Annotated in this window: 18 protein-coding genes; 7 read left to right on the forward strand and 11 right to left on the reverse strand. The window is 72.5% G+C overall.

Annotated elements, in window-relative coordinates:
• Nucleotides 1-293: 293 nt before the first annotated feature.
• Together ABZS40_RS18785 and ABZS40_RS18790 are read right to left on the reverse strand one after the other, a co-directional pair.
• The gene (locus ABZS40_RS18785) at nt 294-2,171 is read right to left on the reverse strand and encodes a right-handed parallel beta-helix repeat-containing protein (protein ID WP_354944478.1); all 1,878 of its coding nucleotides are present in this window, start codon (nt 2,169-2,171) and stop codon (nt 294-296) included.
• A 472-nt stretch (nt 2,172-2,643) separates the two neighbouring features.
• Complete coding sequence (locus ABZS40_RS18790; protein ID WP_354944479.1) at nt 2,644-4,125, reverse strand: aminopeptidase P family protein; 1,482 nt, start codon at nt 4,123-4,125, stop codon at nt 2,644-2,646.
• A 132-nt stretch (nt 4,126-4,257) separates the two neighbouring features.
• On the opposite strand from ABZS40_RS18790, the gene asnB reads away from it, so the two are divergent.
• Complete coding sequence (asnB, locus tag ABZS40_RS18795; RefSeq protein WP_354944480.1) at nt 4,258-6,219, forward strand: asparagine synthase (glutamine-hydrolyzing); 1,962 nt, start codon at nt 4,258-4,260, stop codon at nt 6,217-6,219.
• 119 nt (nt 6,220-6,338) lie between these two features.
• On the opposite strand, the gene ABZS40_RS18800 is transcribed toward asnB, so the two are convergent.
• Nucleotides 6,339-7,427 (reverse strand): lytic polysaccharide monooxygenase, encoded by a 1,089-nt coding sequence (locus ABZS40_RS18800; protein WP_354944580.1) that lies wholly within the window; start codon nt 7,425-7,427, stop codon nt 6,339-6,341.
• A gap of 368 nt (nt 7,428-7,795) precedes the next feature.
• Between ABZS40_RS18800 and ABZS40_RS18805 the strand changes: the two genes are divergently transcribed.
• The gene (locus ABZS40_RS18805; protein ID WP_354944481.1) at nt 7,796-8,947 is read left to right on the forward strand and encodes an XdhC/CoxI family protein; all 1,152 of its coding nucleotides are present in this window, start codon (nt 7,796-7,798) and stop codon (nt 8,945-8,947) included.
• 114 nt (nt 8,948-9,061) lie between these two features.
• Entirely contained in the window at nt 9,062-9,997 is a 936-nt protein-coding gene (locus tag ABZS40_RS18810) for a carbohydrate kinase (RefSeq protein WP_354944482.1), read from the forward strand.
• A gap of 129 nt (nt 9,998-10,126) precedes the next feature.
• Here ABZS40_RS18810 and ABZS40_RS18815 read toward each other — a convergent pair whose 3' ends face one another.
• Both ABZS40_RS18815 and ABZS40_RS18820 read right to left on the reverse strand, forming a co-directional pair.
• A complete protein-coding gene (locus ABZS40_RS18815; protein WP_354944483.1) occupies nt 10,127-10,957 on the reverse strand; it encodes an MBL fold metallo-hydrolase in 831 nt (276 codons plus the stop codon).
• Complete coding sequence (locus ABZS40_RS18820) at nt 10,954-11,358, reverse strand: hotdog domain-containing protein (RefSeq protein WP_184176742.1); 405 nt, start codon at nt 11,356-11,358, stop codon at nt 10,954-10,956. The genes ABZS40_RS18815 and ABZS40_RS18820 overlap by 4 nt, the downstream gene beginning before the upstream one ends.
• A 125-nt stretch (nt 11,359-11,483) precedes the next feature.
• Here ABZS40_RS18820 and ABZS40_RS18825 point away from each other — a divergent pair, with 125 nt between their 5' ends.
• A complete protein-coding gene (locus tag ABZS40_RS18825) occupies nt 11,484-12,569 on the forward strand; it encodes a phosphatase PAP2 family protein (RefSeq protein WP_354944484.1) in 1,086 nt (361 codons plus the stop codon).
• A gap of 132 nt (nt 12,570-12,701) precedes the next feature.
• Here ABZS40_RS18825 and ABZS40_RS18830 read toward each other — a convergent pair whose 3' ends face one another.
• The 3 genes from ABZS40_RS18830 to ABZS40_RS18840 all read right to left on the reverse strand — a co-directional run bounded on the left by ABZS40_RS18830 (nt 12,702) and on the right by ABZS40_RS18840 (nt 15,311).
• The gene (locus ABZS40_RS18830) at nt 12,702-14,261 is read right to left on the reverse strand and encodes a PH domain-containing protein (RefSeq protein WP_354944485.1); all 1,560 of its coding nucleotides are present in this window, start codon (nt 14,259-14,261) and stop codon (nt 12,702-12,704) included.
• Between the two features lie 43 nt (nt 14,262-14,304).
• Nucleotides 14,305-14,838, reverse strand: coding sequence for a PH domain-containing protein (locus ABZS40_RS18835; protein WP_354944581.1), 534 nt, complete (start codon nt 14,836-14,838; stop codon nt 14,305-14,307).
• A gap of 242 nt (nt 14,839-15,080) precedes the next feature.
• Entirely contained in the window at nt 15,081-15,311 is a 231-nt protein-coding gene (locus ABZS40_RS18840) for a hypothetical protein (protein ID WP_354944486.1), read from the reverse strand.
• A 241-nt stretch (nt 15,312-15,552) separates the two neighbouring features.
• Here ABZS40_RS18840 and ABZS40_RS18845 point away from each other — a divergent pair, with 241 nt between their 5' ends.
• From ABZS40_RS18845 to ABZS40_RS18855, 3 genes are read left to right on the forward strand one after another with little or no spacing between them, the layout of a single operon-like run.
• Nucleotides 15,553-16,650 carry a MoxR family ATPase gene (locus ABZS40_RS18845; RefSeq protein WP_354944487.1) on the forward strand — a complete coding sequence of 366 codons (1,098 nt, stop codon included), beginning with the start codon at nt 15,553-15,555 and terminating at the stop codon, nt 16,648-16,650.
• Nucleotides 16,629-17,624: a DUF58 domain-containing protein gene (locus tag ABZS40_RS18850; RefSeq protein ID WP_354944582.1), complete on the forward strand. Its 996-nt coding sequence runs from the start codon at nt 16,629-16,631 to the stop codon at nt 17,622-17,624. The genes ABZS40_RS18845 and ABZS40_RS18850 overlap by 22 nt, the downstream gene beginning before the upstream one ends.
• Nucleotides 17,621-18,571, forward strand: coding sequence for a VWA domain-containing protein (locus tag ABZS40_RS18855; protein WP_354944488.1), 951 nt, complete (start codon nt 17,621-17,623; stop codon nt 18,569-18,571). Before ABZS40_RS18850 ends, ABZS40_RS18855 begins: the two co-directional genes overlap by 4 nt.
• A 19-nt stretch (nt 18,572-18,590) precedes the next feature.
• Here the strand turns inward: ABZS40_RS18855 and ABZS40_RS18860 are convergent, their stop codons facing one another.
• From ABZS40_RS18860 to ABZS40_RS18870, 3 genes are all read right to left on the reverse strand, one after another.
• Nucleotides 18,591-18,806 carry a hypothetical protein gene (locus ABZS40_RS18860; RefSeq protein ID WP_354944489.1) on the reverse strand — a complete coding sequence of 72 codons (216 nt, stop codon included), beginning with the start codon at nt 18,804-18,806 and terminating at the stop codon, nt 18,591-18,593.
• 122 nt (nt 18,807-18,928) lie between these two features.
• On the reverse strand, nt 18,929-20,053 hold the full coding sequence (locus ABZS40_RS18865) for an acyltransferase (protein WP_354944490.1): 1,125 nt from the start codon (nt 20,051-20,053) through the stop codon (nt 18,929-18,931).
• Nucleotides 20,050-20,955 (reverse strand): alpha/beta hydrolase, encoded by a 906-nt coding sequence (locus tag ABZS40_RS18870; RefSeq protein ID WP_354944491.1) that lies wholly within the window; start codon nt 20,953-20,955, stop codon nt 20,050-20,052. Before ABZS40_RS18870 ends, ABZS40_RS18865 begins: the two co-directional genes overlap by 4 nt.
• Between the last annotated feature and the right edge of the window lie 88 nt (nt 20,956-21,043).

A 21,043-nucleotide genomic window follows, 5' to 3' on the forward strand; every position in this document is an offset into this window, starting at 1 on the left:
CGGAGCTCTCTGCCCTCTCCTCGTACCAGACAGGGTCGCCGCCGTCAGACGGGTGTCCCCTGCTACAAATCGGTTGTAGCTCCCAAAACCACCGTATGAGAAGCTTCCTCGCCTCGCGGGCTTATCCGAGAGAAGCCCACATTAGGTTCATGTTGCCCCCAGCGGGGCCTGGACCGACACACCGTCGCCCAAGCCGGCCTGCACGCGCCTGACCTGCCCAAATGGGTACGCCCCTCCGAGCCGGTCACGGCTCGGAGGGGCGCGCCTCTTCTATGTGGTTCAGCCCCACCCGATCAGGCGAAGCAGTCCAGAACGTTGAAGCAGTTGGTCGGGCGGTTGGCAGTGACGGCAGACTCGTCGTCCAACGTCACGGTGCCGCCGATGCTGTTGAAGATGCCCCCCGGCTCAAGGGTGGAGAAGTTGTACGCCACCTTCGTCCGGTGGAGCGTGACCTCGCTCCCCTCGCCGTTGACGATGCCGCCGCCACGGCCGAACGGACCAACGGCCCGGTTGCCCACCACCTCGCTGTCGCGCAGCGTGGTGACGCTGTCGTCGTTGAAGAGGCCGGCGCCGGAGAAGCCCGCGGTGTTGTCAGTGATCCTGCTGTTCTCGATCGTCGCGACGCTGTCGGAGGTCACGGCCAGGCCGCCACCGTCGCGACCGGCGCTGTTCTTGACCACCGTGGCGTCCTTGAGGGTGAGCTGGCTGTCGGCCACCGCGACGCCACCACCGTCGAGCACCGCGGTGTTGTCACTGACAGTCGTCTGGTGCAACGTCGTGGTGCCCTCGACATCCAGGACGCCGCCGCCGAAGCCGAGCGTCTCGTTGTCGGTGATCTCGCTCTTGTAGACCCAGACCGAGCCGCCTTCGACGTCCTCGGTGAAGATGTCGGCAGCGCCGTTGGAGATGCCACCGCCGCCGATGATCCCGGTGTTGTCCTTGATCTTCGACTCGTCGACCTGGAGTACGCCGGCGTTGAAGATGCCGCCGCCGAAGAAGAAGGCGGTGTTGTGCGCAACCGTCGTCTTGCTGAGCCTGGTGCTGCCGAAGTTGGCCAGCCCGCCGCCGTTGCCGCCGGACTGGTTGTAGAGCACCTCGCTGTCCAGGATCTCCGCGCGACCACCGGGCTGCACCAGCACCCCGGCACCGTCGGTGAACCCGGGCTGCTCGACCAGCGGTACGACCGCCGTACCGGCACCCACCGGCTTCGCTGGCGCGGCTACCGGCTTGGCCGGGGCCGCCTTGGTCGCTGCCGCTGCTCTCGCGGCGGGCTTGGCGGGTGCCGCCTTCGCGGGTGCTGCCTTGGCGGGTGCTGCCTTCGCGGCGGCCTTCGCGGCGGGCTTGGCGGCGGTTGCTGCGGGCTTCGCTGCTGCTGCCGCCGCTGGCTTGGCGCCGGGTGCGGCTGCGGCCGCCGGCTTCGGGGCGGGCGCCGCCGCTGCCGGTGTGGCCACGGTCGGGCGGACCGGGGCCGAGTACGGCGCCCAGACCGTCGCCGGGTCGGCGGTTACCGGGGACTGAAGGGTCTGGCCACCCCTGATGCTCAGGCCCTTGAGAGTGAGGTGCCCGCCAGCGCCCACATTGAGGATGCGGAAGTAGTCGGCTGTGGCCTCGCGGCCGATGGTGGTGTGCTCACCCTTGAGGGTGATGTGTTCGGTGATCACCGGGAGGCCGTTGCCGCCCTGGTTGCGGGTCAGGTTGTAGGTGCAGCCCCTGGCCAGCTCCAGCACGCCGCCGTCCTCGTTGTTGGCGAACGTGATCGCCTGGATCAGCTTGTCGGAGTCGCACGGGACCTGCTTGGTGCGGTCCTTCTCGTCGTGCTCGCCGTCCTTGCCGTCCTTGCGCTCCTTGCCGTCCTTGCCGTCCTTGCCGGACTGGTCGTCGAAGCCGCTCCAGTCGTCGCCGCCCCACTCGTCGTCCTGACCGCCGGCGTCCTTGGCGCCGCCCTTGTCCGCGCCGCCGTCATCGCTGACGCTCTGCCGGTTGGTGGATGGCTGCGCGTCCGACACCTGGTCGGACTTCGGCTTGTCGTCCCGAGCGGCGACGCCGCCGAGGGCCGCCAGGCCGACCACGCCGGTCAGCCCGGCCACACCGGCGACCCAGAGCGCCCGCCTTCGCCGTGTCGGCGGAGCTGTCGAAGCCCCGCCGTCGGTACTCGTTACGTCGTTGGACATCAGAGCCTTCCGCCCTTTCCTGCTACCAGACGGGATCGCATCGCCCGAGGCGCCACGACCAGCTACAAATGGGTTGTAGCCTCTGATCCTCACCGTATGAGAACCATCTTCGCGATGCGGACTTATCCGAGATAACCACGCATTCAGCGCAGGTCAGGTGAGGGCGGCCGAGTGGTCCTGACCGGTAGGAAGCGGCCTGAGCAGGACGAACGCCGACGTATCGGCTGTCGGTGCGCGGGCGCGGGCGTCGGGGTGTGGCGATACCGAACGGTGCCCGCCCGCAAAGCGTGATCCACTCGACTTTCCTGGAAGCGCGGTGTCCGAGCGGCGGGGACAGCGCGATTTCACGGAAACCGAGTGGATCACGGCCGAAGGCCCCTGACCCGCCGGCCCTCAGAAAGGGCCGGCGGTTCAGGGGCGGGGCTCGATCCGCCAGCCCCAGCGGGGCAGGCGGGCTAGCTGGGCAGGCGTGCTAGCTGGGCAGGCGGGGGCCGGCTTCGCGCTGCTCGGCCAGCCAGGTCTCCACCTCGTCGGAGGTGCGGGGCAGCCCGGCCGACAGGTTGACCGCGCCGGTCGCGGTGACCAGCACGTCGTCCTCGATTCGAATGCCCACACCGCGCAGCTCGGCGGGGACCAGCTCGTCCTCCGGCTGGAAGTACAGACCGGGCTCGACGGTGAGCACGTAGCCCTCACCCAGCGCGCCGTCGCGGTACGTCTCCTTGCGGGCGTTGGAGCAGTCGTGCACGTCGATGCCGAGCATGTGGCCGAAGCCGTGCAGCGTCCACCGCCGGTAGACGGTCGACTTCTCGTCCATCGCCTCGTCCACGCTCACCGGCAGCAGACCCAGCTCGGCCAACCCTTCGGCGAGCACCCGCATGCAGGTCAGGTGGACGTCCTTGAACTTCACCCCGGGGCGGATGGCCTCGATGCCGGCCTGCTGCGAGGCGTACACGATGTCGTAGACCTGGCGTTGCAGCGCGGTGAACCGGCCGCTCACCGGCAGGACCCGGGTGACGTCGGCGGTGTAGAGGTTGCGGCCCTCGACGCCCATGTCCATCAGCAGCAGGTCACCCGGTCGGGTGGCGCCGTGGTTGTGCACCCAGTGCAGGATCGTGGCGTGCTCGCCGGCACCGACGATCGAGCTGTACCCGACGTCGTTGCCGTCGTGGCGGGCCCGCAGCGCGAAGACGCCCTCCAGCAGCCGCTCGGAGACCGCCCGGTCGGCCGGCAGGATCCGGGCCACGTCCTCGAAGCCGCGGACGGTGGCGTCGATCGCGTCCTGGAGTTGGCCGATCTCCCACTCGTCCTTGACCAGCTTCATCTCCGAGATGGCGATGGCCAGCTCCCGGTCCCGGGCCGGCTGGCCCTCGGCGCGGGGCCCGGCGTAGGGGCGCACGGCCGCGTCCACCTGGGCGTCGAAACCGCGCAACACCCGGGTACGCCCCGGAGCCAGGTCGGCGAGGGTCGCCTCCAGGCCGGTCAGGTCGGCGGTGGGCAGGCCCAGCTCGGTCGACTTCTCGCCGAGGGTGTGCCGCCGGCCCACCCACAGCTCGCCGTTGCGGCTGCGGAAGAACTCGTCGGTCTCCCGGGAGGAACGGGGACGCATGTACAACGTCGCGTCGTGCCCCGAGCCGTTCGGGCGCAGCACCAGCACGCTGTCGGCGTCGTGGTCGCCGGTCAGGTAGGCGAAGTCGCTGCCCGGCCGGAACGGGTGGTCGGTGTCGTTGGCCCGGACCTTCTCGGTGCCGGTGGGGATCACCAGCGTCTCACCGGGGAAGGCGGCCGAGAGGGCCGCCCGCCGCTTGGCGTAGTTGGGCGTCTCCGGGCGGGGCGTCACGGGGAGCGCCGTGTCGCTCCAGCCCTGCCGCATGAAGGACAGGAACGCCTCCGGGAAGTCCGGATCGTGCGATTCCGTACCGTCCGTCGGCGTACCGTCGGTCTGTCCCTCGGTCATTGCGCCGCTCCCTCCGCTACGTTGCTGGTCCCGACCGTACCGCGAGCCTGGTTGGCGGTAACGCCCCCCGGGAGTCGGGTGGATCGACGGACGGCTGCAAGGGCCGACAGCGCGCGTGGAAAGATGGCCACCATGTGCGGACTTCTGGCCTTCTTCAGCGCGAACGGCAACGCCGCGGCGCATCGCGACCACATCGCCGGAGCGTTGGAATGCCTGCACCACCGCGGCCCCGACGAGACCGGGGTCGAGGTGGTCGGCGACGCCTCCGGCCGGTACGCGGACGGCGTGTTCGCCCACAAGCGGCTGGCCATCATCGACGTCGCGTCGAGCCACGAGCCACTGCCCTACGCGAACGGCCGTTACCTGCTGACCTTCAACGGCGAGATCTACAACTACATCGAGCTGCGCGAGGAGTTGATCAGAAACTTCGGCGCCCAGTTCGCCACCGCCGGTGACGGCGAGGTGATCGTCGCGGGCTACCACTTCTGGGGCGAGCAGGTGCTCACCCGGCTGCGGGGCATGTTCGCCTTCGTCATCTGGGACCGGCAGGAACGCCGGGCCTTCGGTGCCCGCGACTACTTCGGCATCAAGCCGATGCACTACCTGGAGACCGCCGACGGCCTCTACCTGGCCTCGGAGAAGAAGGCACTGCTGCCCTTCGCGCACAGCAACTACCAGGGCGACGCGGGCGTCGACACGGCCAACCTGAGCCACTACCTGACCCTCCAGTACGTCCCCGAGCCCGGCACCCTGCACAAGGGCATCAGCCGGATCGGCTCCGGGGAGTACCTGAACTGGACCCCGGGCGGTCGGATCGACGTACGTCGGTGGTACCGGCCGGTGTTCCGGCCGGCGCCGGTCGACGACGAGCAGAAGCTCTACCACGAGATCCGCGAGACGCTGCGGGAGAGCGTGCGCATGCACATGCGCTCCGACGTGCCGGTCGGCTCGTTCCTGTCCAGTGGCATCGACTCCACAGCGGTGGTGGCGCTGGCACGGGAGTTCAACCCGAACATCCTGACCTTCACCGTCGGCTACGACGTGCCGGGTTACTCGGAGATCGACGTCGCCCAGGATTCGGCCCGGCACCTCGACGTCACCACGATCCCCACCAAGATCGGTCCGCAGGACATGATCGACGCGCTGCCGAAGATCGTCTGGCACCTGGACGACCCGGTGGCCGACCCGGCGCTGGTGCCGCTCTACTTCGTGGCCAAGAAGGCCGCCGAGCACGTCACCGTGGTGCTCTCCGGTGAGGGCGCGGACGAGTTCTTCGGCGGTTACACGATCTACCGGGAGCCGCTCTCGCTGGGCACCGTCAACGGCCTGCCCGGTGGGGTGCAGAAGGGGCTGCGCGCGGTCTCCAAGGCGATCCCGCAGGGGGTCAAGGGCAAGAGCTTCCTGGAGCGCGGCACCACCCCGATCGAGGAGCGCTACTACGGCAACGCCCGGATGTTCACCGAGGAGGAGAAGCAGCACCTGATGCGCCGCTACGACCCCTCGGTGCGCTACACGGACGTCACCGCCCCGATCTACGCCGAGTGCACGGAGCTCGACGACGTCACCAAGATGCAGTACGTCGACCTCTACACCTGGCTGCGCGGCGACATCCTGGTCAAGGCCGACCGGATCTCGATGTCGCACTCGCTGGAGGTGCGGGTGCCGTTCCTCGACCGTGAGGTCTTCGACGTCGCGGCGAAGATCCCGGTCGACCTGAAGCTGCCGCCGCGCTCCGACGCCACCAAGTACGCGATGCGTCAGGCGTTGCAGGGTGTCGTGCCGCCGGCCATCGTCAACCGCAAGAAGCTGGGCTTCCCGACCCCCACCCGGGTCTGGCTGCGCGGCGAGATGTACGAGTGGGCCCGGCACGTGCTCAGCACCTCGGGCGCGGGCGACCTGCTCGACCTGTCGTACGCGCTGCGGCTGCTCGACGAGCACAAGCGGGAGGAGGCCGACCACTCCCGCAAGGTGTGGACGGTGCTGATCTTCTGCATCTGGCACGCGATCTTCGTGGCCAAGACCCTCGACCCGGGTATCCAGCGCAACCAGTCCGCCCTGCTCACCAAGCCGGTGGTCGGCTCCATGGTCCACTGACCCTGCCCCACCCTGTTGATCAAGAGGTTTGCGTCATCCGGAGCGTTTCCGGTGACGCAAACCTCTTGATCATTTCAGGGTGGGGGTGGTGGTGGGGGTGGTGGGGGTGGTGGTGGTCGTTAGCGGCGGGCGCAGGTGACTGTGGGGAGCCCGTTGGTTCCTGTGGAACTCGCCAGGAAGCCGAACGTCGTGGTGCCTTCCGGTGCGACAGTGCCGTTGTAGGCGACGTTCGTCGCCGTCACTGTCGAGCCGGACGATGTCTGGGTGGCACCCCAGATCTGACTGATCGCCTGCCCGTTGGGCCAGGTCCAGCTCGCTGTCCAACCGGAGAACGGCGTACTGCCGTGGTTCATGATCGTGACCTCGCCCTGGAAGCCGCCCTGCCAGGCGCTGCTCACCTTGTAGGTGGCCATGCAGTCACCGCCGGTCGGCGGTGGGGTGGTCGGCGGTGGGGTGGTCGGCGGCGGGTCGGTCGGCGGTGGGGTGGTGGTCGGCGGCGGGTCGGTCGGCGTGCCACCCGGACCCACGCCGGTGACCTGGCCGCTGCCGCCGTCGAAGGTCACGTCGGAGCAGCCGAAGAAGTTCTCCTGCGAGTCCGAGCGGACCCAGCGGGAGTAGATGATGTGCCGGCCACTCTTACCCGACGGCAGGTTGCCGCTGAAGTAGTAGTGCCCGTCGTTGCTGCCGACGGACCCGCGCTGCGGCGGGTTGGTCACCGTCAGGAACGGCTCCTCCAGGTCACTCCAGGCCAGGGCCCGCGTCGGGCTCCAGCTGTTCTTCGTCACGTAGAAGTAGAACGTGCCCGGGTGGTGCGCCCAGTTGCTGTACTTGAAGTCCAACCGCGCCCCGGCGGTCAGGTGGGTCAGCGGCCAGTCGGTGCGGGGCAGGTCGTAGCCGCGGAAACCGGTCGCGCCGCCGCTGCACAGTTGCCCGTCCGGAATGAAGCCGGTGGTCCGGCCGCCGGCGTCGGAGCGCAGCACGCTGAACCAGTTGTAGAGCGAGTTCGCCCCGCTCTGGGCCACGGCGGCGGAGCACGCGGGGTTGTTCGGCCTGATCTCACCGGTCTGGCTGCGGCCGTCCTGCCAGCACAGGTAGGTGCGGCTGCCCGGCGTCATCGCCGCGCCGTGCGCGGCGGCCGGTTGCGGATTGGACGCCAGGGCGACAGCGCCCAGCGCGAGGGTCGTGGCCGCGGTGAGCAAGGCGGCCATACGGGAACGGTTCACGGGTTCTCCTGACTCGCGAGGGGCGCTGGCTGAGCCGCCCCGCCGCAATCGGGTGGGATGTGGCGTGATCGCCCCGCTGTCGTGAGCGGTGCGACGATCACGGCGACGTGCCCCGGCGGAAAACAGCCAGTGGACGTGCGCCGTCGACGGTCCTGTCCTGGACCGGTGCCCTCGCGTCCAACCAACCCGGCAACCGGCGGCGCCGTAGCCCTCGCACCGCCCGGTACGCGTCATCCCACCACGCCGCACGGGCCGAACGCAATAGGTCATCCTCGATGCATCAGAAGAACCGCCGGTCGCCGTTGAAGCCCATATCCTGCCTACGGGGAGCGGGAACGGAGAGGCGGCCGCCGGTGCCGGACGTGTTCGACGAGGTGCACCGTCGGTGCCGCGACGGCGAGCCGGTCGCGCTGGCCACCGTGGTGGCCACCTGGCACTCCGCCCCGCAGCCACCCGGCGCCGCCATGGTGGTCGCGACCGACGGCACTGTCATCGGCAGTGTCTCCGGCGGCTGCGTCGAGGCGGATCTCTACGAACGGGCCCGCCGTGTACTCGACACCGGCCAGCCCGAGCTGTGCCGCTACGGGATCAGCGACGACGACGCGTACACCGTGGGTCTGACCTGCGGCGGCATCCTCGACGTGTTCGTCGAGCGGGTCGCCGCGGACGCCCTGCCGGCGCTGGACGCGGTCGCCGCCGCCCGCCGCGGCGGCCACCCGGCGGCGATCGTCACCTGCGTGGCCGCCGACGCCGGCACTTCTCCGGGCACCGGCCCGATCGACCCGGCTCGGCGGCTTGGTCGGCGGCTGGTGCTGACCGGCCAGCGGTCCGTCGGCTCGCTCGGCGACGACCGGCTCGACGACGCCGCCAGCGCCGACGCCCTCGGGCTGCTCGCCGCCGGGCGCAGCGGGATGCTCCGGTACGGGTACCACGGGCAGCGCCGAGGCGGCGGCATCAGCCTCTTCGTGACCGCGTACGCCACCCCGCCCCGCATGATCGTCTTCGGGGCGATCGACTTCGCCGCCGCGGTGGCCAGGATCGGCGCGTTCCTCGGCTACCGGGTCACCGTCTGCGACGCCCGGCCGGTCTTCGCCACCGCGCGGCGCTTTCCCGAGGCGGACGAGGTGGTGGTGCAGTGGCCGCACCGCTACCTGCGTACCGAGTTGGCGGCCGATCGGCTCGACGAACGGACGGTGGTGTGCGTGCTCACCCACGACCCCAAGTTCGACGTGCCGTTGCTGGAGCTGGCGCTGCGCCACCCGCTGGCGTACGTCGGCGCGATGGGCTCACGGCGCACCCACGACGAACGACACAAGCTGTTGAGCGAGGCGGGGCTCAGCCCGGCGCAGCTCGCCCGGCTCGCCTCCCCGATCGGGTTGGACCTCGGTGGTCGTACCCCGGAGGAGACCGCGGTGAGTGTGGCCGCGCAGATCGTCGCGGCCCGGTGGGGCGGCACCGGCCGCCCCCTCGCGGCGCTCGACGGGCCGATCCACCAGCCGGGGTAGCGCGCACGTCGGTGCGTGGCCTTCGGCGCCCATCGGGCCGCGCGCTGTGCCAGCCTGGTGCCACGGAGATCGGCTCGGCGAGCGGCGGCCGGTGGCGACGACGAGAGGATCGGCATGGGATACGCGGTGGTGCTCGGCGAAGCGCTCGTCGACCTGCTCGACAGCGAAATCGACGGGGAGCGGGTCTATCGGCAGGCCATCGGCGGCGGGCCGCTCAACGTCGCCGTCGGGGTGGCCCGACTCGGCGGTGCGGCACAGTTCGTCGGCTCGCTCGGTGACGACGCGCTGGGTGGCCGGATCCGCGCCTTCCTCACCGCTGCCGACGTCGGGGTGGCCGGTGCGATCACGGTCCCGGCGCCGACCACGCTCGCGGTGGTCACCTACGCCGGGCCGGAGCCGGACTTCCGGTTCTACGGCGAGCCGGCCTCCTACGGACTGCTCGGCCCCGACGACCTGGACCTGGCGCTGCTGGAGGGCGCCGACGTGCTCTACTGCGGTTCGATAGTGCTGCTGCGACCCGACACGCTGGCCGCCGCCCGCCGTGCCTGGTCGCTCGCCCCCGGCCTGCGGGTCTTCGACCCGAACGTACGCCCCCGGCTGCTGAGCGGGCCGGCCGCGTTGGAAGGTCTGCGCGAGGTGGTGGCCGAGTTCGCCGCCGGCGCGCACCTGGTCAAGCTGAGCGCCGCCGACGCGGTGCTGCTCTATCCCGGTGAGCCGGTCGAGGGGGTGGCGGCGTACCTGCGTGAGTTGGGGGCGGCCACTGTGGTGGTGACGCTCGGCGCGGCCGGTGCGGTGCTGGCCGCCGCCGGCGCCGACCCGGTCCGGGTGCCGGCCCCCACTGTCGACGCGATCGACGCCACCGGCGCGGGTGACTCGGTGATGGCCGCGCTGATCGCCGACCTGCTCGTCGACGGCGAGCCGGAGAGCCCGTCGGGCTGGGCCGACCGGGTCGCCTTCGCGCTGCGGGTGGCCGGCCTGGTCTGCGAATCCCCGGGCGGCGCCACCGCCATGCCCACCCGCACCGCAGTCCAGAACCGCTTCAACATCTAACCCCCGCCCCGCCCCCCATCTGCGCCGATCTTGCGCTTTCGGTCGACGTTTGGTCCGCTTTGCTCGCCTTTGGCCCCGCACAAAGTGCAAGATCGCGGCAGGAGTGGCGGCGGGGCTGCGCCTGGGTGGTCAGGCCGTGCCGGTCAGTTCCAGATAGCCGCGGTGGGCGGCGACCAGGGCCGGGCGGGCACCGAAGGGTGCCTCGGCGGCCACCCGCTCCGGCGGGGCGCTGCCGGTGTGCGCGGCCCGGATCAGCCAGGCCAGCTTCGCCAGCTCCGCGTGCTGGGCCCGGACGAAGTCGACGTCCACCGGGTCGCCGTGGCCCGGGATGACCACAGTGCGCGCGGTGGTCAGCCGCAACAGGTCCGCGACCGCGTCGGGCCACCGCAAGGGGTACGAGTCCTCGAAGGCGGGCGGGCCGCTCTGCTCCACCAGGTCCCCGGCCACCAGCACGTCGGCGTCCGGCACGTGCACCACCAGGTCGGCCTCGGTGTGCCCCCGCCCCGGGTGGCGCAGCAGCACCCGCCGGCCGCCCAGGTCGAGGACCGTCTCGACGTGCACGGTGTGCGTGGGGGCGAGCAGCGGGGAGTCGGCCAGCTCGGCGGCGAGCGCCGGGTGCTCCGTGCGCAACTCCTCGTACGCCTCCCGGCGCAGCCGCTCCGGCTCCTCGCGCAGGGCGGTGGCGGCCAGTTCGTGCGCGTACACCGGGCGGGGTGGGTCGCCGGCCAGGACGGCGTTGCCGAAGCAGTGGTCGTAGTGGTGGTGGGTGTTGACCAGCGTCAACGGACGGTCGGTGACCGCCCGGACGGCCGCGGCCAGCTCGGTGGCCTGGGCGGCCGACGAGAGCGTGTCCACCAGTAGCGCCTCGTCGTCGCCGACGACCAGTGTGACGTTGACCCGCAGCAGCGGTTCGGCCAGCACGTGTACCCGGTCGGCGACCTCGACGAAGCCGGCGTTCACGACGCCCGCCCGGCCCGCTCGACGAAGCGTTGCCGGTCGACCAGGATCCGGTCCACCCGGCCCCGGGCCACCGTCTGGTCGCCGTCGCTGACAGTGACCTCGAACGACAACCGGCGGCCGTCGACGGTCGCCAACAGCGCCTGCGCGCGGACCGTCCGGCCGACCACTGTCGGCGCCAGGTGCTCCAACTCGACACGGGTGCCCACTGTCGTCGAGCCGGGCGGCATCCCGGTCGCCGTCGCCGCGACGGTGGCCGCCTCGGCCAGCGCCAGCACCCGGGGAGTGCCCAGCACCGGTACGTCCCCGGAACCGACCGCCTGGGCGGTGTCCGCGTCGGTGACCGTCAACTCGACCTGGGCGGTCAGGCCCGGCGCGAAGGCCGGCTCGGGCTGCTCCTGCATGGTCGTCAGCCTAGGTGCTCGCTGGACGCGTCGAGCACGCGCCCGACGATCCGGGCGCGGCAGCCCGACGACCAACGGGTGGTCCCCGTCGGTCGATGCCGTCCCCGTCGTTAACCTTGACCCCGATGGCCGTCGTGACTGACCCCCAGCCCCCCGCCCGGACCGACCCGCCCGCGTCCCCGGACGGGGGTCGTCGGCGTGTCGTCGCCATGACCGTCTGGGCGGTCGCCTTCGTCGCCGCGTGGCTGGGCATCGGGCTGCCCACCGACCCGGCGTACGCCTTCGTCTGGATCTGGCTGGCGACCATCGCCTGGAACAGCGAACGGCCGTGGCGTAGCCACCTGCGCTTCGCCCGCGACTGGGTGCCGGTGGTGCTGCTGTTCGTGATTTACAACCTCTCGCGCGGGTTCGCCGACAACGGGGCCACGCCGCACGCGATGGAGTTGATCGTCGCCGACCGGTTCATGTTCGGCTGGGCCACCGGCGGTGAGGTGCCCACCGTCTGGTTGCAGCAGCACCTCTACCACCCGCAGGTGCACTGGTGGGATGTCGCGGCGAGCTGGGTGTACTTCTCCCACTTCGTGGTGGCGCTGGCGGCCGCCGCGGTGCTCTGGCTGCGCGACCGGCACCGCTGGGCCGCGTACATGCGGCGCTGGGGTTTCCTCTGCGCGGCGGGCCTGGTCACCTACTTCATCTACCCGGCCGCCCCGCCCTGGTGGGCGGCGCAGAACGGCCTGCTCACCGAGGTCGCCCGGATCTCCACCCGGGGTTGGAAGGCGTTCGGCATGCACGGTGCCGGCAACGTCCTCAACGCTGGTCAGATCGCCTCCAACCCGGTCGCCGCGATGCCGTCGCTGCACACCGCGTGGGCGTTGTTCGTGGTGCTGTTCTTTCTGACCGCGACCCGTCGCCGCTGGTGGCCGCTGCTGCTCGCGTACCCGCTGGCGATGACCTTCACCCTGGTCTACTCGGGTGAGCACTACGTGATCGACGTGCTGGTCGGCTGGGCGTACGTGGGGTTGACCTTCCTGGTGGTCGGTCTGCTGGAGCGCGGCTGGGCGGCCTGGCGGGTCCGCCACCCGAGCGCCAAGGCGGCACCGCCCACGGAGCAGCCCAGCGACCCGGGCAACCCCCCGCCCGGCCAAACCGAGCCCCCCACACCACGCGACCCAGACACCACCACCCACCCCGCGATCTCCGCCGACCGCTAACCCCCACCCGGCCCCTCCGGGTCCGGCCTCCGGCCCTCCGGGCCCGGCCCGGTGATCATGAAGTTATTGTCCCGACACGCGCGCGGGAGGGCGATAACTTCATGATCAACCAGGTGGGAGCGAGGGGTGGGGTCAGGGTTGGGGTTGGGTGCGGGCCTGGTGGGCTCTCGTGGTCAGGTCGGCTGCGAGGGCCCAGGCCTCTGCCAGGTCGCGGTCCTGGGCGGTGGCGCCGGAGCCGCCAGCGGTGTCCGCGTGTACGGACGCCAACCCGAGGCGACGCTGGATGGGCCCCTGGACCACTCGCACGCTCTGGATCCGGGCGTACGGCACGATCACCAACTGCCGGGTGAGCCGCCCGGACCGGGTGGCGAACACCCGCTCGAACAGCCCCACGCCGAACGCGGCACGGCCCAGCGGGTGCAGCCAGCGGGTCCGGAGCGGCGGCGGGCTGAGCGTGAGCGCGTCGAGGCGTACTCCGGGAAGCACCTCGGCGACGATCATCGTCGCCGTCGGCAGGTCGCCGACCGGCAGCAGCCGGTCGGGCCGGTTGCGGTCGTCGGCCTCCGCGACGGAGTAACCGGCCACCTCCAGTCGTAGCCGCAGCCAGCCCTTCATCCGCCACAGCAGCGGCCAGGTGGCCCGCACGGTCTGCACCCGCTCCAGTGGCACTGTCTGCGCCCGGGTCTCCAGCAGGCCGTTGTGCACCCGCAGCGTGCCGCCGTCGCGGGCCAGCCGGAAGTTCCAGTCGTCGAGGACCCGGCGGATCGGTTGCAGCAGCACACCCGCCATCGCGGTCAGGGTGCTCGCCACCGCGACGAACGACCACGAGCCGGCGGTGAGGAACTGCACCACGACGAAGGCCACACCGAACGGGAGCAGGAACGCCTGCGGGGTGAGCAGTTGGCTGATCAGCAGGTTCTGGTTGCGTACCGCGTGCAGTGGCCGGCCCGGCGCGGCCGCCGGTGGCGCGGTCGCACCCGGGGCCACCGGGGCCGCCGCGTCGCCGGGCGCTGGCTGCTGGGCCACCCGCCCGGCCAGCGCCAGCAGACGCTCGCGCAGCTGGGCCGCGTCGGCCACCCCGAGGTACGCCAGTGGCGCCTCGGTCTTGCCTCCGCCGACCACTTCCAGCCGCAGCTCGGCCAGGCCGGTGAGCTGGGCGAGCAGCGGCCGGACCACCTCCACTGCCTGCAACCGTTCCAACGGGATGGCCCGGGTACGCCGCCAGAGCAGCCCCTCGTACACCCGGAGTTCCCGGCCGACGACGTGGTAGCCGGTGTTGTACCAGCTGATCACCGACAGCACTGTCGCGCCGAGCGCCAGCACCGCCACCATGGCGGCGAACCAGCCGAAGCCCACCCGGGACAGCGTCGACCAGGACAGCCCGGCGATCACCACGACCAGGGACTTGGCGCCGTGCAGCACCGGGCTGAGCGGGTGCAGTCGTTGTCGGGGTTCGCCCTCGCCGCCGCCCGGTGGTGCCGGCCACGGCACCGACCCCGACGGCACCGACCCCGACGGCACCGACCCCGACGGCACCGACCCCGACGGCACCGACCCCGACGGCACCGCCCCCGACGGCACCGACCCCGACGGCACCGCCCCCGACGGTGCTGCGACGGCGGGCAGCACCGGCCCCGGTGGGGTCGGGCCGGTGGGTGGCACGGTGCTCGGCTCGGCGGGCCCGTCGCTCATCGCAGCGGCCCTCGGCGCGGTCGGCCGCTGCCCGCGCGGGCGCTCACAGCCCCTCCGCCCGGTCCTCGCCGAGCGCGGTGAGCCGATCGCGCAGCCGGGACGCCTCCGCCGGACGCAGCCCGGGCACCCGGGCGTCGCTCGCCGCCGCCGCCGTGTGCAACTGCACGGTGGCCAGGTCGAAGGCGCGTTCCAACGGGCCGGCGCTCACGTCGACGAACTGCATCCGCGAGTACGGCACGATGGAGAGCCGGCGCACCAGCAGCCCGTGCCGGACCAGCAGGTCGTTCTCCCGTTCGGCGTACCCCCAGGCCCGGACCGCGCGGACGATCGCGACGGCCCGCCACGCGCCGAGCACCACCACGACGGCCACGGCGAGCCCGAACAACCAGTGGCCGCTGAACGCCCAGCCGACCCCGGTCGCCGCCAGCCCGATGGCGACCACGATCGCCAGGCGGATCAGCTCCACCCAGATCAGGTCGGTGGAGATCGGCTGCCAGTTGACAGTGTCCGGCCAGGGCTCCAGCGGGCCCCGGGCACCCGGCGCGGCCGTCAGCAGCGCGCCGGGCTCGGGCGGCAGGAGGCCCGGCGGCGGCAGGTCGGGCGCTCGCTGGTCGGCGGCGGGTGCCGGCCGGTGACCGGGCGGCGGCGCGCCCGGTGGCAGCGGCGCGGGCGTGGAGACGTCCGGCGCGGTGGGCTCCGGGCCGAGCGTGCCGGGCGCCGGGAACGCGCCGGGCGGCGGATCGACGCCGGGTGGTGCGGTGGCCGGGGTGGGCGGCCAGGACGGGGAGGTGGGGCCGGGGGAAGCCGGAGGGTCGCCGCTCACAGGTCGAGCGTAGGCGATCCGGGCACCGGAGTGACGGCACGCAGGAAGCCTCGAGCGTCGAGGAAGTCGCCGAGGCTGCCCCGGTGCTGAGCGCAGGCCAGCCAGGTCTTGCGCCGATCGGCGTCGTGCAGACGGGGATTGTTCCACTCCAGCGCCCAGACGGCGGCGGACCGGCAGCCCCGGGCCGAACAGACCGGGGCCTCGTCGGCGGGGGAGGGGATGCTCATCCCGGCCAGTCTAGGGCGGCGGGACGGAGAGGTTGAGCGCCGGGCGACCACGGGGGGAGCCGCCCGGCGACGGGGTGAATCGTACACGCGCCGGGCCGGTCCGCGCACACCCGCGATGCGTGATTCGGCCGCTGGGGACGGCGCGGTCAGAATCGGCTTCTCCCCACCTCGACACTCAGCAAGGCGTGCGAGTCTTGATACCGCACGAGCCGCGACGACCGACAAACGCTGTGGAGGACCGGTGGCCCAGCCGACCATGCCCGACGCCCCGACGCCGAACGGAGCGGCACCTGCCCCGGTGACCACGCCCGCGCAGGACGCCAGCCTGCTGGAGAAGGGCCTGTTCGAGATCAAACGTGTGATCGTCGGGCAGGACCGGATGGTGGAGCGGATGTTCGTGGCGCTGCTCGCGCGCGGTCACTGCCTGCTCGAAGGGGTGCCCGGGGTGGCCAAGACCCTGGCGGTGGAGACCCTCGCCAAGGTCGTCGGTGGGTCCTTCGCCCGAATCCAGTTCACTCCGGATCTGGTGCCGGCCGACATCATGGGCACCCGGATCTACCGGCAGTCGAGCGAGAAGTTCGACGTCGAGCTGGGCCCGGTCTTCGTCAACTTCCTGCTCGCCGACGAGATCAACCGGGCGCCGGCGAAGGTGCAGTCCGCGCTGCTGGAGGTGATGAGCGAGCGGCAGGTGTCCATCGGTGGGGAGAGCCACCGGGTGCCGGACCCGTTCCTGGTGATGGCCACCCAGAACCCGATCGAGCAGGAGGGCGTCTACCCGCTGCCGGAGGCGCAGCGGGACCGGTTCCTCATGAAGATCGTGGTGGGCTACCCGACCGACGCTGAGGAACGGGAGATCGTCTACCGGATGGGCGTGGCCGCGCCCGAGCCCACCGCGGTGTTCGACACCCCGGAGCTGATCGCCCTGCAACGCAAGGCGGACCAGGTCTTCGTCCACAACGCCCTGGTCGACTACGCGGTCCGGCTGGTGCTGGCCACCCGCGCCCCGGCCGAGCACGGCATGCCCGACGTCGCGCAACTGATCCAGTACGGGGCCAGCCCGCGCGCCTCGCTGGGTCTCGTCCGGGCCACCCGCGCCCTGGCGCTGCTGCGCGGGCGTGACTACGCGCTGCCGCAGGACGTGCAGGACATCGCGCCGGACATCCTGCGGCACCGGTTGGTGCTCAGCTACGACGCGCTCGCCGACGACGTGCCCGCCGACCACATCGTGCAGCGGGTGATGTCGACGATCCCGCTCCCGGCGGTCGCTCCCCGGCAGCAGGCCACCCCGCCGTCGATCGCGCCGCCGCCGGGCGCTGGCTGGCCCGGGCAGCGCCCGTGACCTCACCCACCCCTCGTCCGGCCCCCGACCGCAGCGAGGCCGTGCTGTCCCGGTTGCAGCTGCTCGTTACCCGCAAGCTCGACGGTCTGCTCCAGGGCGACTACGCCGGCCTGCTGCCCGGACCGGGCAGTGAGGCGGGAGAGTCCCGGGAGTACCGCCCCGGCGACGACGTGCGCCGGATGGACTGGCCGGTCACGGCCCGGACCACCACACCGCACGTGCGGCGTACGGTCGCCGATCGGGAGCTGGAGACCTGGCTCGCCCTGGACCTCTCCGCCAGCCTGGACTTCGGGACCGGGCAGTGGCTCAAACGGGAGGTGGTGGTGGCCGCAGCTGCCGCCATCACCCACCTGACAGTGCGCGGAGGCAACCGGATCGGCGCCGTGATCGGCACCGGCGGTGGGGCGTCCGCGCCGGCCCGGCGCTGGCGCGGCGGACCACCGCCGTCCGGGCCCGGGGTGCTCACCCGGCTGCCGGCACGCTCCGGCCGCAAGGAGGCGCAGGGCCTGCTGCGTGCCGTCGCCGGCACCGCCATCCAACCCGGCCGTGGTGATCTGGGCGCCCTGATCGAGATGCTCAACCGTCCGCCCCGCCGTCGCGGGGTGGCAGTGGTGGTCTCGGACTTCCTCGCCCCGGCCGAGCAGTGGGCGCGGCCGATGCGCAAGCTGCGCGTCCGCCACGACGTCCTGGCGATCGAGGTGGTCGACCCGCGTGAGCTGGAGCTGCCCGACGTGGGCGTGTTGCCGGTGGTCGACCCGGAGAGCGGCGAGTTGCACGAGGTGCAGACCGCCGACCCACGGCTGCGGCAGCGCTACGCCGAGGCCGCCGTCGCCCAACGGGCCACGATCGCCGCCGCCCTTCGCGGCGCCGGCGCGGCCCACCTGCGTCTGCGTACCGACCGAGACTGGCTGCTGGACATGGTGCGATTCGTGGCCGCGCAGCGGCACGCGCGTACCCGGGGGACGACACGATGATCCGTTTTCTGCAACCGTGGTGGCTGCTGGCTGTGCTGCCGGTGTTCGCCCTCGCCGCGTTCTACGTCTGGCGGCAGCTGCACCGCCGGGCGTACGCGATGCGGTTCACCAATGTGGACCTGCTGCGTACGGTGGCGCCGAAGGGCCTGGGCTGGCGTCGGCACGTCCCGGCGACCGCGTTCCTGCTCTGCCTGCTGGTGCTGGCCACCGCCCTGGCCCGTCCCGCTGTGGACACCAAGGAGCCGCTGGAGCGGGCCACCGTGATGCTCGCCATCGACGTGTCGTTGTCGATGCAGGCCGACGACGTGGCGCCGAACCGGCTGGAGGCTGCCCAGGAGGCGGCAAAGCAGTTCGTCAGCGAGCTGCCGGAGAGCTACAACCTGGGCCTCGTGTCGTTCGCCAAGGCGGCCAACGTGCTGGTGCCGCCGGGCAAGGACCGGGACGCGGTGACCAGCGCCATCGACGGGCTGGTGCTGGCCGAGGCGACCGCGACCGGTGAGGCGGTGTTCACCTGCCTGGAGGCGATCCGGTCGGTGCCGGCCGACGGCGCGGCGGGCATTCCGCCGGCACGGATCGTGCTGCTCTCCGACGGTTTCCGCACCTCCGGTCGGGCGGTGGAGGAGGCGGCGGCGGCCGCGCAGGCGGCCAATGTCCCGGTCTCCACCATCGCCTTCGGCACCGACACCGGTCAGGTCGACATCGGCGGGCAGTTGCAGCGGGTGCCGGTGGACCGGTTGGCCCTCGCGGAGCTGGCCGAGACCACCGAGGGTTACTTCTACGAGGCGGCGTCGGTGAGCGAGCTGAAGCGGGTCTATCAGGACATGGGCAGCTCGATCGGGTTCCGCACGGAACCGCGGGAGGTGACCCAGTGGTACGCCGGGGTGGCGTTGCTGCTGGCGCTCTGCGCGGGCGCGTTCAGTCTGCTCTGGTCGTCCCGGATGCTGTGAACGGCTGCGCCGGCGGCGGTCAGTGACCGCCGCCGGCGAGCACGAAGACGATGGCCACCCAGACGGCGGCGAGGGTGAAGCCCAGCGGGGCGACGTAGCGGCTCATGACGGCTCCGGGTGGCGGCTGGACGGTCCGCGTGCGGGGGCGGACCGCAGGGGGTGGGGACGCGCACACGAAGTCGTGACCGGGCGGCTCCCGGCGACCGCCCGGAACCGGGCGGTGCGGCACACTCACCTCGGCAGCTGCCGACGTGGTGGGGGAGCGGAGCGGGGTCAGCTCACCAGACTGAGTCGTGGCTCAGCGGGACTGACCATCGGCCCGGCCACGACTGGGAGGATCGCTATCTCGCACAGCGATCACCTCCTGCAAGTCGGGCGGGCCGGAACGTCGATGATCGTACACCTGCGGTGCCGACGGAACGCACTGGGCCGACCCACCCGTACGACAGTGACCAGCACCACGGCGAGCAGCGGCAGCCAGCAGCAGCGCGCCAGCACCCAGCCCGGGCCGGCCGGGGCGGTGTGCAGACCGGGCAGGGCCAGCCCGCCGCGTGCGGTGAGCGCGGTCACCGCCACCAGTACCGGCTGGTGCCACAGGTAGATCCGGACCGCGGACCGGTTCACCTCGGTCACCGCCCGGCCCGGCAGCGGCCGGGTCAGCAGCCGGTGCAGTGCCGGCCGGGCGAGCAGCCCCAGCCCAACCTGGGTCACCGCCAGTGCCACGACCAGCAGCGACGGCGGATTCAGGTTGGACACCCCGGCCCCCGGCACGCCGACAGCGCTCACCGGGTAGCCCAGCGCCAGCAGCGCCGCGAGGACCACCGCCCCACCGGCAGCCAACGTGCCGCCCGCCCGCCGGCCGTCCAGGCGCCCGTCGGCGTGCGCCACGCCCAGCAGGTACGGCACCGACCAGGCGGCCAGCACGGTGACCGGGGGCAGGTCGGTGCCGGCCGGCAGCAGCCGGACGGCCAGGTCGGCCGCGGCCACCACGGCCACCGCCGGCGACGCACAGCGGGCCACCCCCCACCGGCGCACGGCGACGCGCAGCGGGCCGGTCACCGCGACCAGGATCACCAGCGGTAGCAGGAACCACAGCGGGCTGACCGCGAGGCGCAGCGCGACGGCGAGCGTGTCGTCCGAGGTGCCGACGACGGTGGCGGCGAGCAGCACGGCGGCCCCCACTCCGAGCAGCGCCACAGTGGGCAGCAGCAGCCGCCGCAGCCGACCGGCCAACCAACCACCCGGGCCGCCCGGGTAGCGGGCCAGCGACCGGGTCGAGCCGAACCCGGCGGTGAAGAAGAACAACCCGAGCGTCTGCAACACCCAGGTGATCGGGGCCAGGTCGGGCAGGGCGGTCAGGGGACTGGCCTGGTGCAGCCCGCCGTCGCCGGTCAGCGCCAACCCGGTCACCAGCCAGTGCCCCAGCACCACCCCGCCGATGGCGTACGCCCGCAACGCGTCGACGGCACGGTCCCGGCTCACCGGGCGTCCCCGACCCGGTCGGCGTCGACGCCGCCCAGCACGACCGCCGCCACCGCGACCAGCGCGGCGCTGCCCGGCGCGAGGTAACCGTCGTGCCCCGCCACCCCGCCCACCGGCAGCGCTCGGGCGCCGAACGCCGGGTCACCGGGTCGCCGGCCGAAGCCCAGGCCGGGCAGCCGCACCTGCGGTACCCGACGGATCCAGTCGGTCGGCGCCTCGGCCGCCCAGAACCGCCGCCCGCCGGGCAGGTCGTCGGCGCGCTGCACCCCGGCGCCCACGCCGCCGAGGCTGACCACGTCGATGACCTGGTCAGGTGCGTCCGCCGCCGCCAGCGACACCACCAGCGCCCCGTAGCTGTGCCCGACCAGCGTGATCGTCGCCGCCGGACGCCGCCCGGCCAGCTCTCGCAGCAGCGTGGCCAGCCCGGCGGCGCCGCGCCGGGCGCTGACGCCACCGGCGGCGGTCAACACCCCGTCGGGCGGGTCGTAGCCGAGCCAGGCCAGCACCGCGACCCGTGCCGCCGGGTCGGTCGCCCGCAGCTCCCGGTAGAGCTGCCCGGCCTGCGCCGCCGGCGCCCGCCGGGCCACCCCGCCCAACCCCCTGTCGAAGTCGGCGAGCGTGCTGCCGACCCCCGGCACCAGCACGACGATCCGGTCCGCGTCGGCGAGGTCGCCGAGCACCTCGACCGCGCGGCCGTCACCGCGCTCGTCGAACAGCAGGAACCGGCGTCCGTCGGCCGCCCAGTCCGCGTACGGGGGGCCGGCGGCGCGCATCGCCGCCGCCATCACGGGGTACGCCTCGACGAACCCCGCCGCCGTGGCCGGCTCGGGTCGGGTCGGCAGAACCAGGTTCACGCCGAGCAGCGCGGCCATCGCCACCCGGCTGGCACCTCGTCGTCGCATCACGTTCTCCCTCCGGAATGTCGTCCGGAGGGAGATTGCGCCCAGGGGCGGGGCCCGGTCGTCGTCCCGCAGAGCCGTTCCCGGGCTG

The organism is Micromonospora sp. NPDC005324 (assembly GCF_040607155.1).
Lineage (GTDB): Bacteria > Actinomycetota > Actinomycetes > Mycobacteriales > Micromonosporaceae > Micromonospora > Micromonospora trifolii.

Coding starts and splice junctions, on each gene's coding strand:
- ABZS40_RS18785 (WP_354944478.1), bottom strand. CDS start 2,171: ATGTCCAACGACGTAACGAGTACCGACGGCGGGGCTTCGACAGCTCCG.
- ABZS40_RS18790 (WP_354944479.1), bottom strand. CDS start 4,125: ATGACCGAGGGACAGACCGACGGTACGCCGACGGACGGTACGGAATCG.
- asnB (WP_354944480.1), top strand. CDS start 4,258: ATGTGCGGACTTCTGGCCTTCTTCAGCGCGAACGGCAACGCCGCGGCG.
- ABZS40_RS18800 (WP_354944580.1), bottom strand. CDS start 7,427: ATGGCCGCCTTGCTCACCGCGGCCACGACCCTCGCGCTGGGCGCTGTC.
- ABZS40_RS18810 (WP_354944482.1), top strand. CDS start 9,062: ATGGGATACGCGGTGGTGCTCGGCGAAGCGCTCGTCGACCTGCTCGAC.
- ABZS40_RS18820 (WP_184176742.1), bottom strand. CDS start 11,358: ATGCAGGAGCAGCCCGAGCCGGCCTTCGCGCCGGGCCTGACCGCCCAG.
- ABZS40_RS18825 (WP_354944484.1), top strand. CDS start 11,484: ATGGCCGTCGTGACTGACCCCCAGCCCCCCGCCCGGACCGACCCGCCC.
- ABZS40_RS18830 (WP_354944485.1), bottom strand. CDS start 14,261: ATGAGCGACGGGCCCGCCGAGCCGAGCACCGTGCCACCCACCGGCCCG.
- ABZS40_RS18840 (WP_354944486.1), bottom strand. CDS start 15,311: ATGAGCATCCCCTCCCCCGCCGACGAGGCCCCGGTCTGTTCGGCCCGG.
- ABZS40_RS18855 (WP_354944488.1), top strand. CDS start 17,621: ATGATCCGTTTTCTGCAACCGTGGTGGCTGCTGGCTGTGCTGCCGGTG.
- ABZS40_RS18870 (WP_354944491.1), bottom strand. CDS start 20,955: ATGCGACGACGAGGTGCCAGCCGGGTGGCGATGGCCGCGCTGCTCGGC.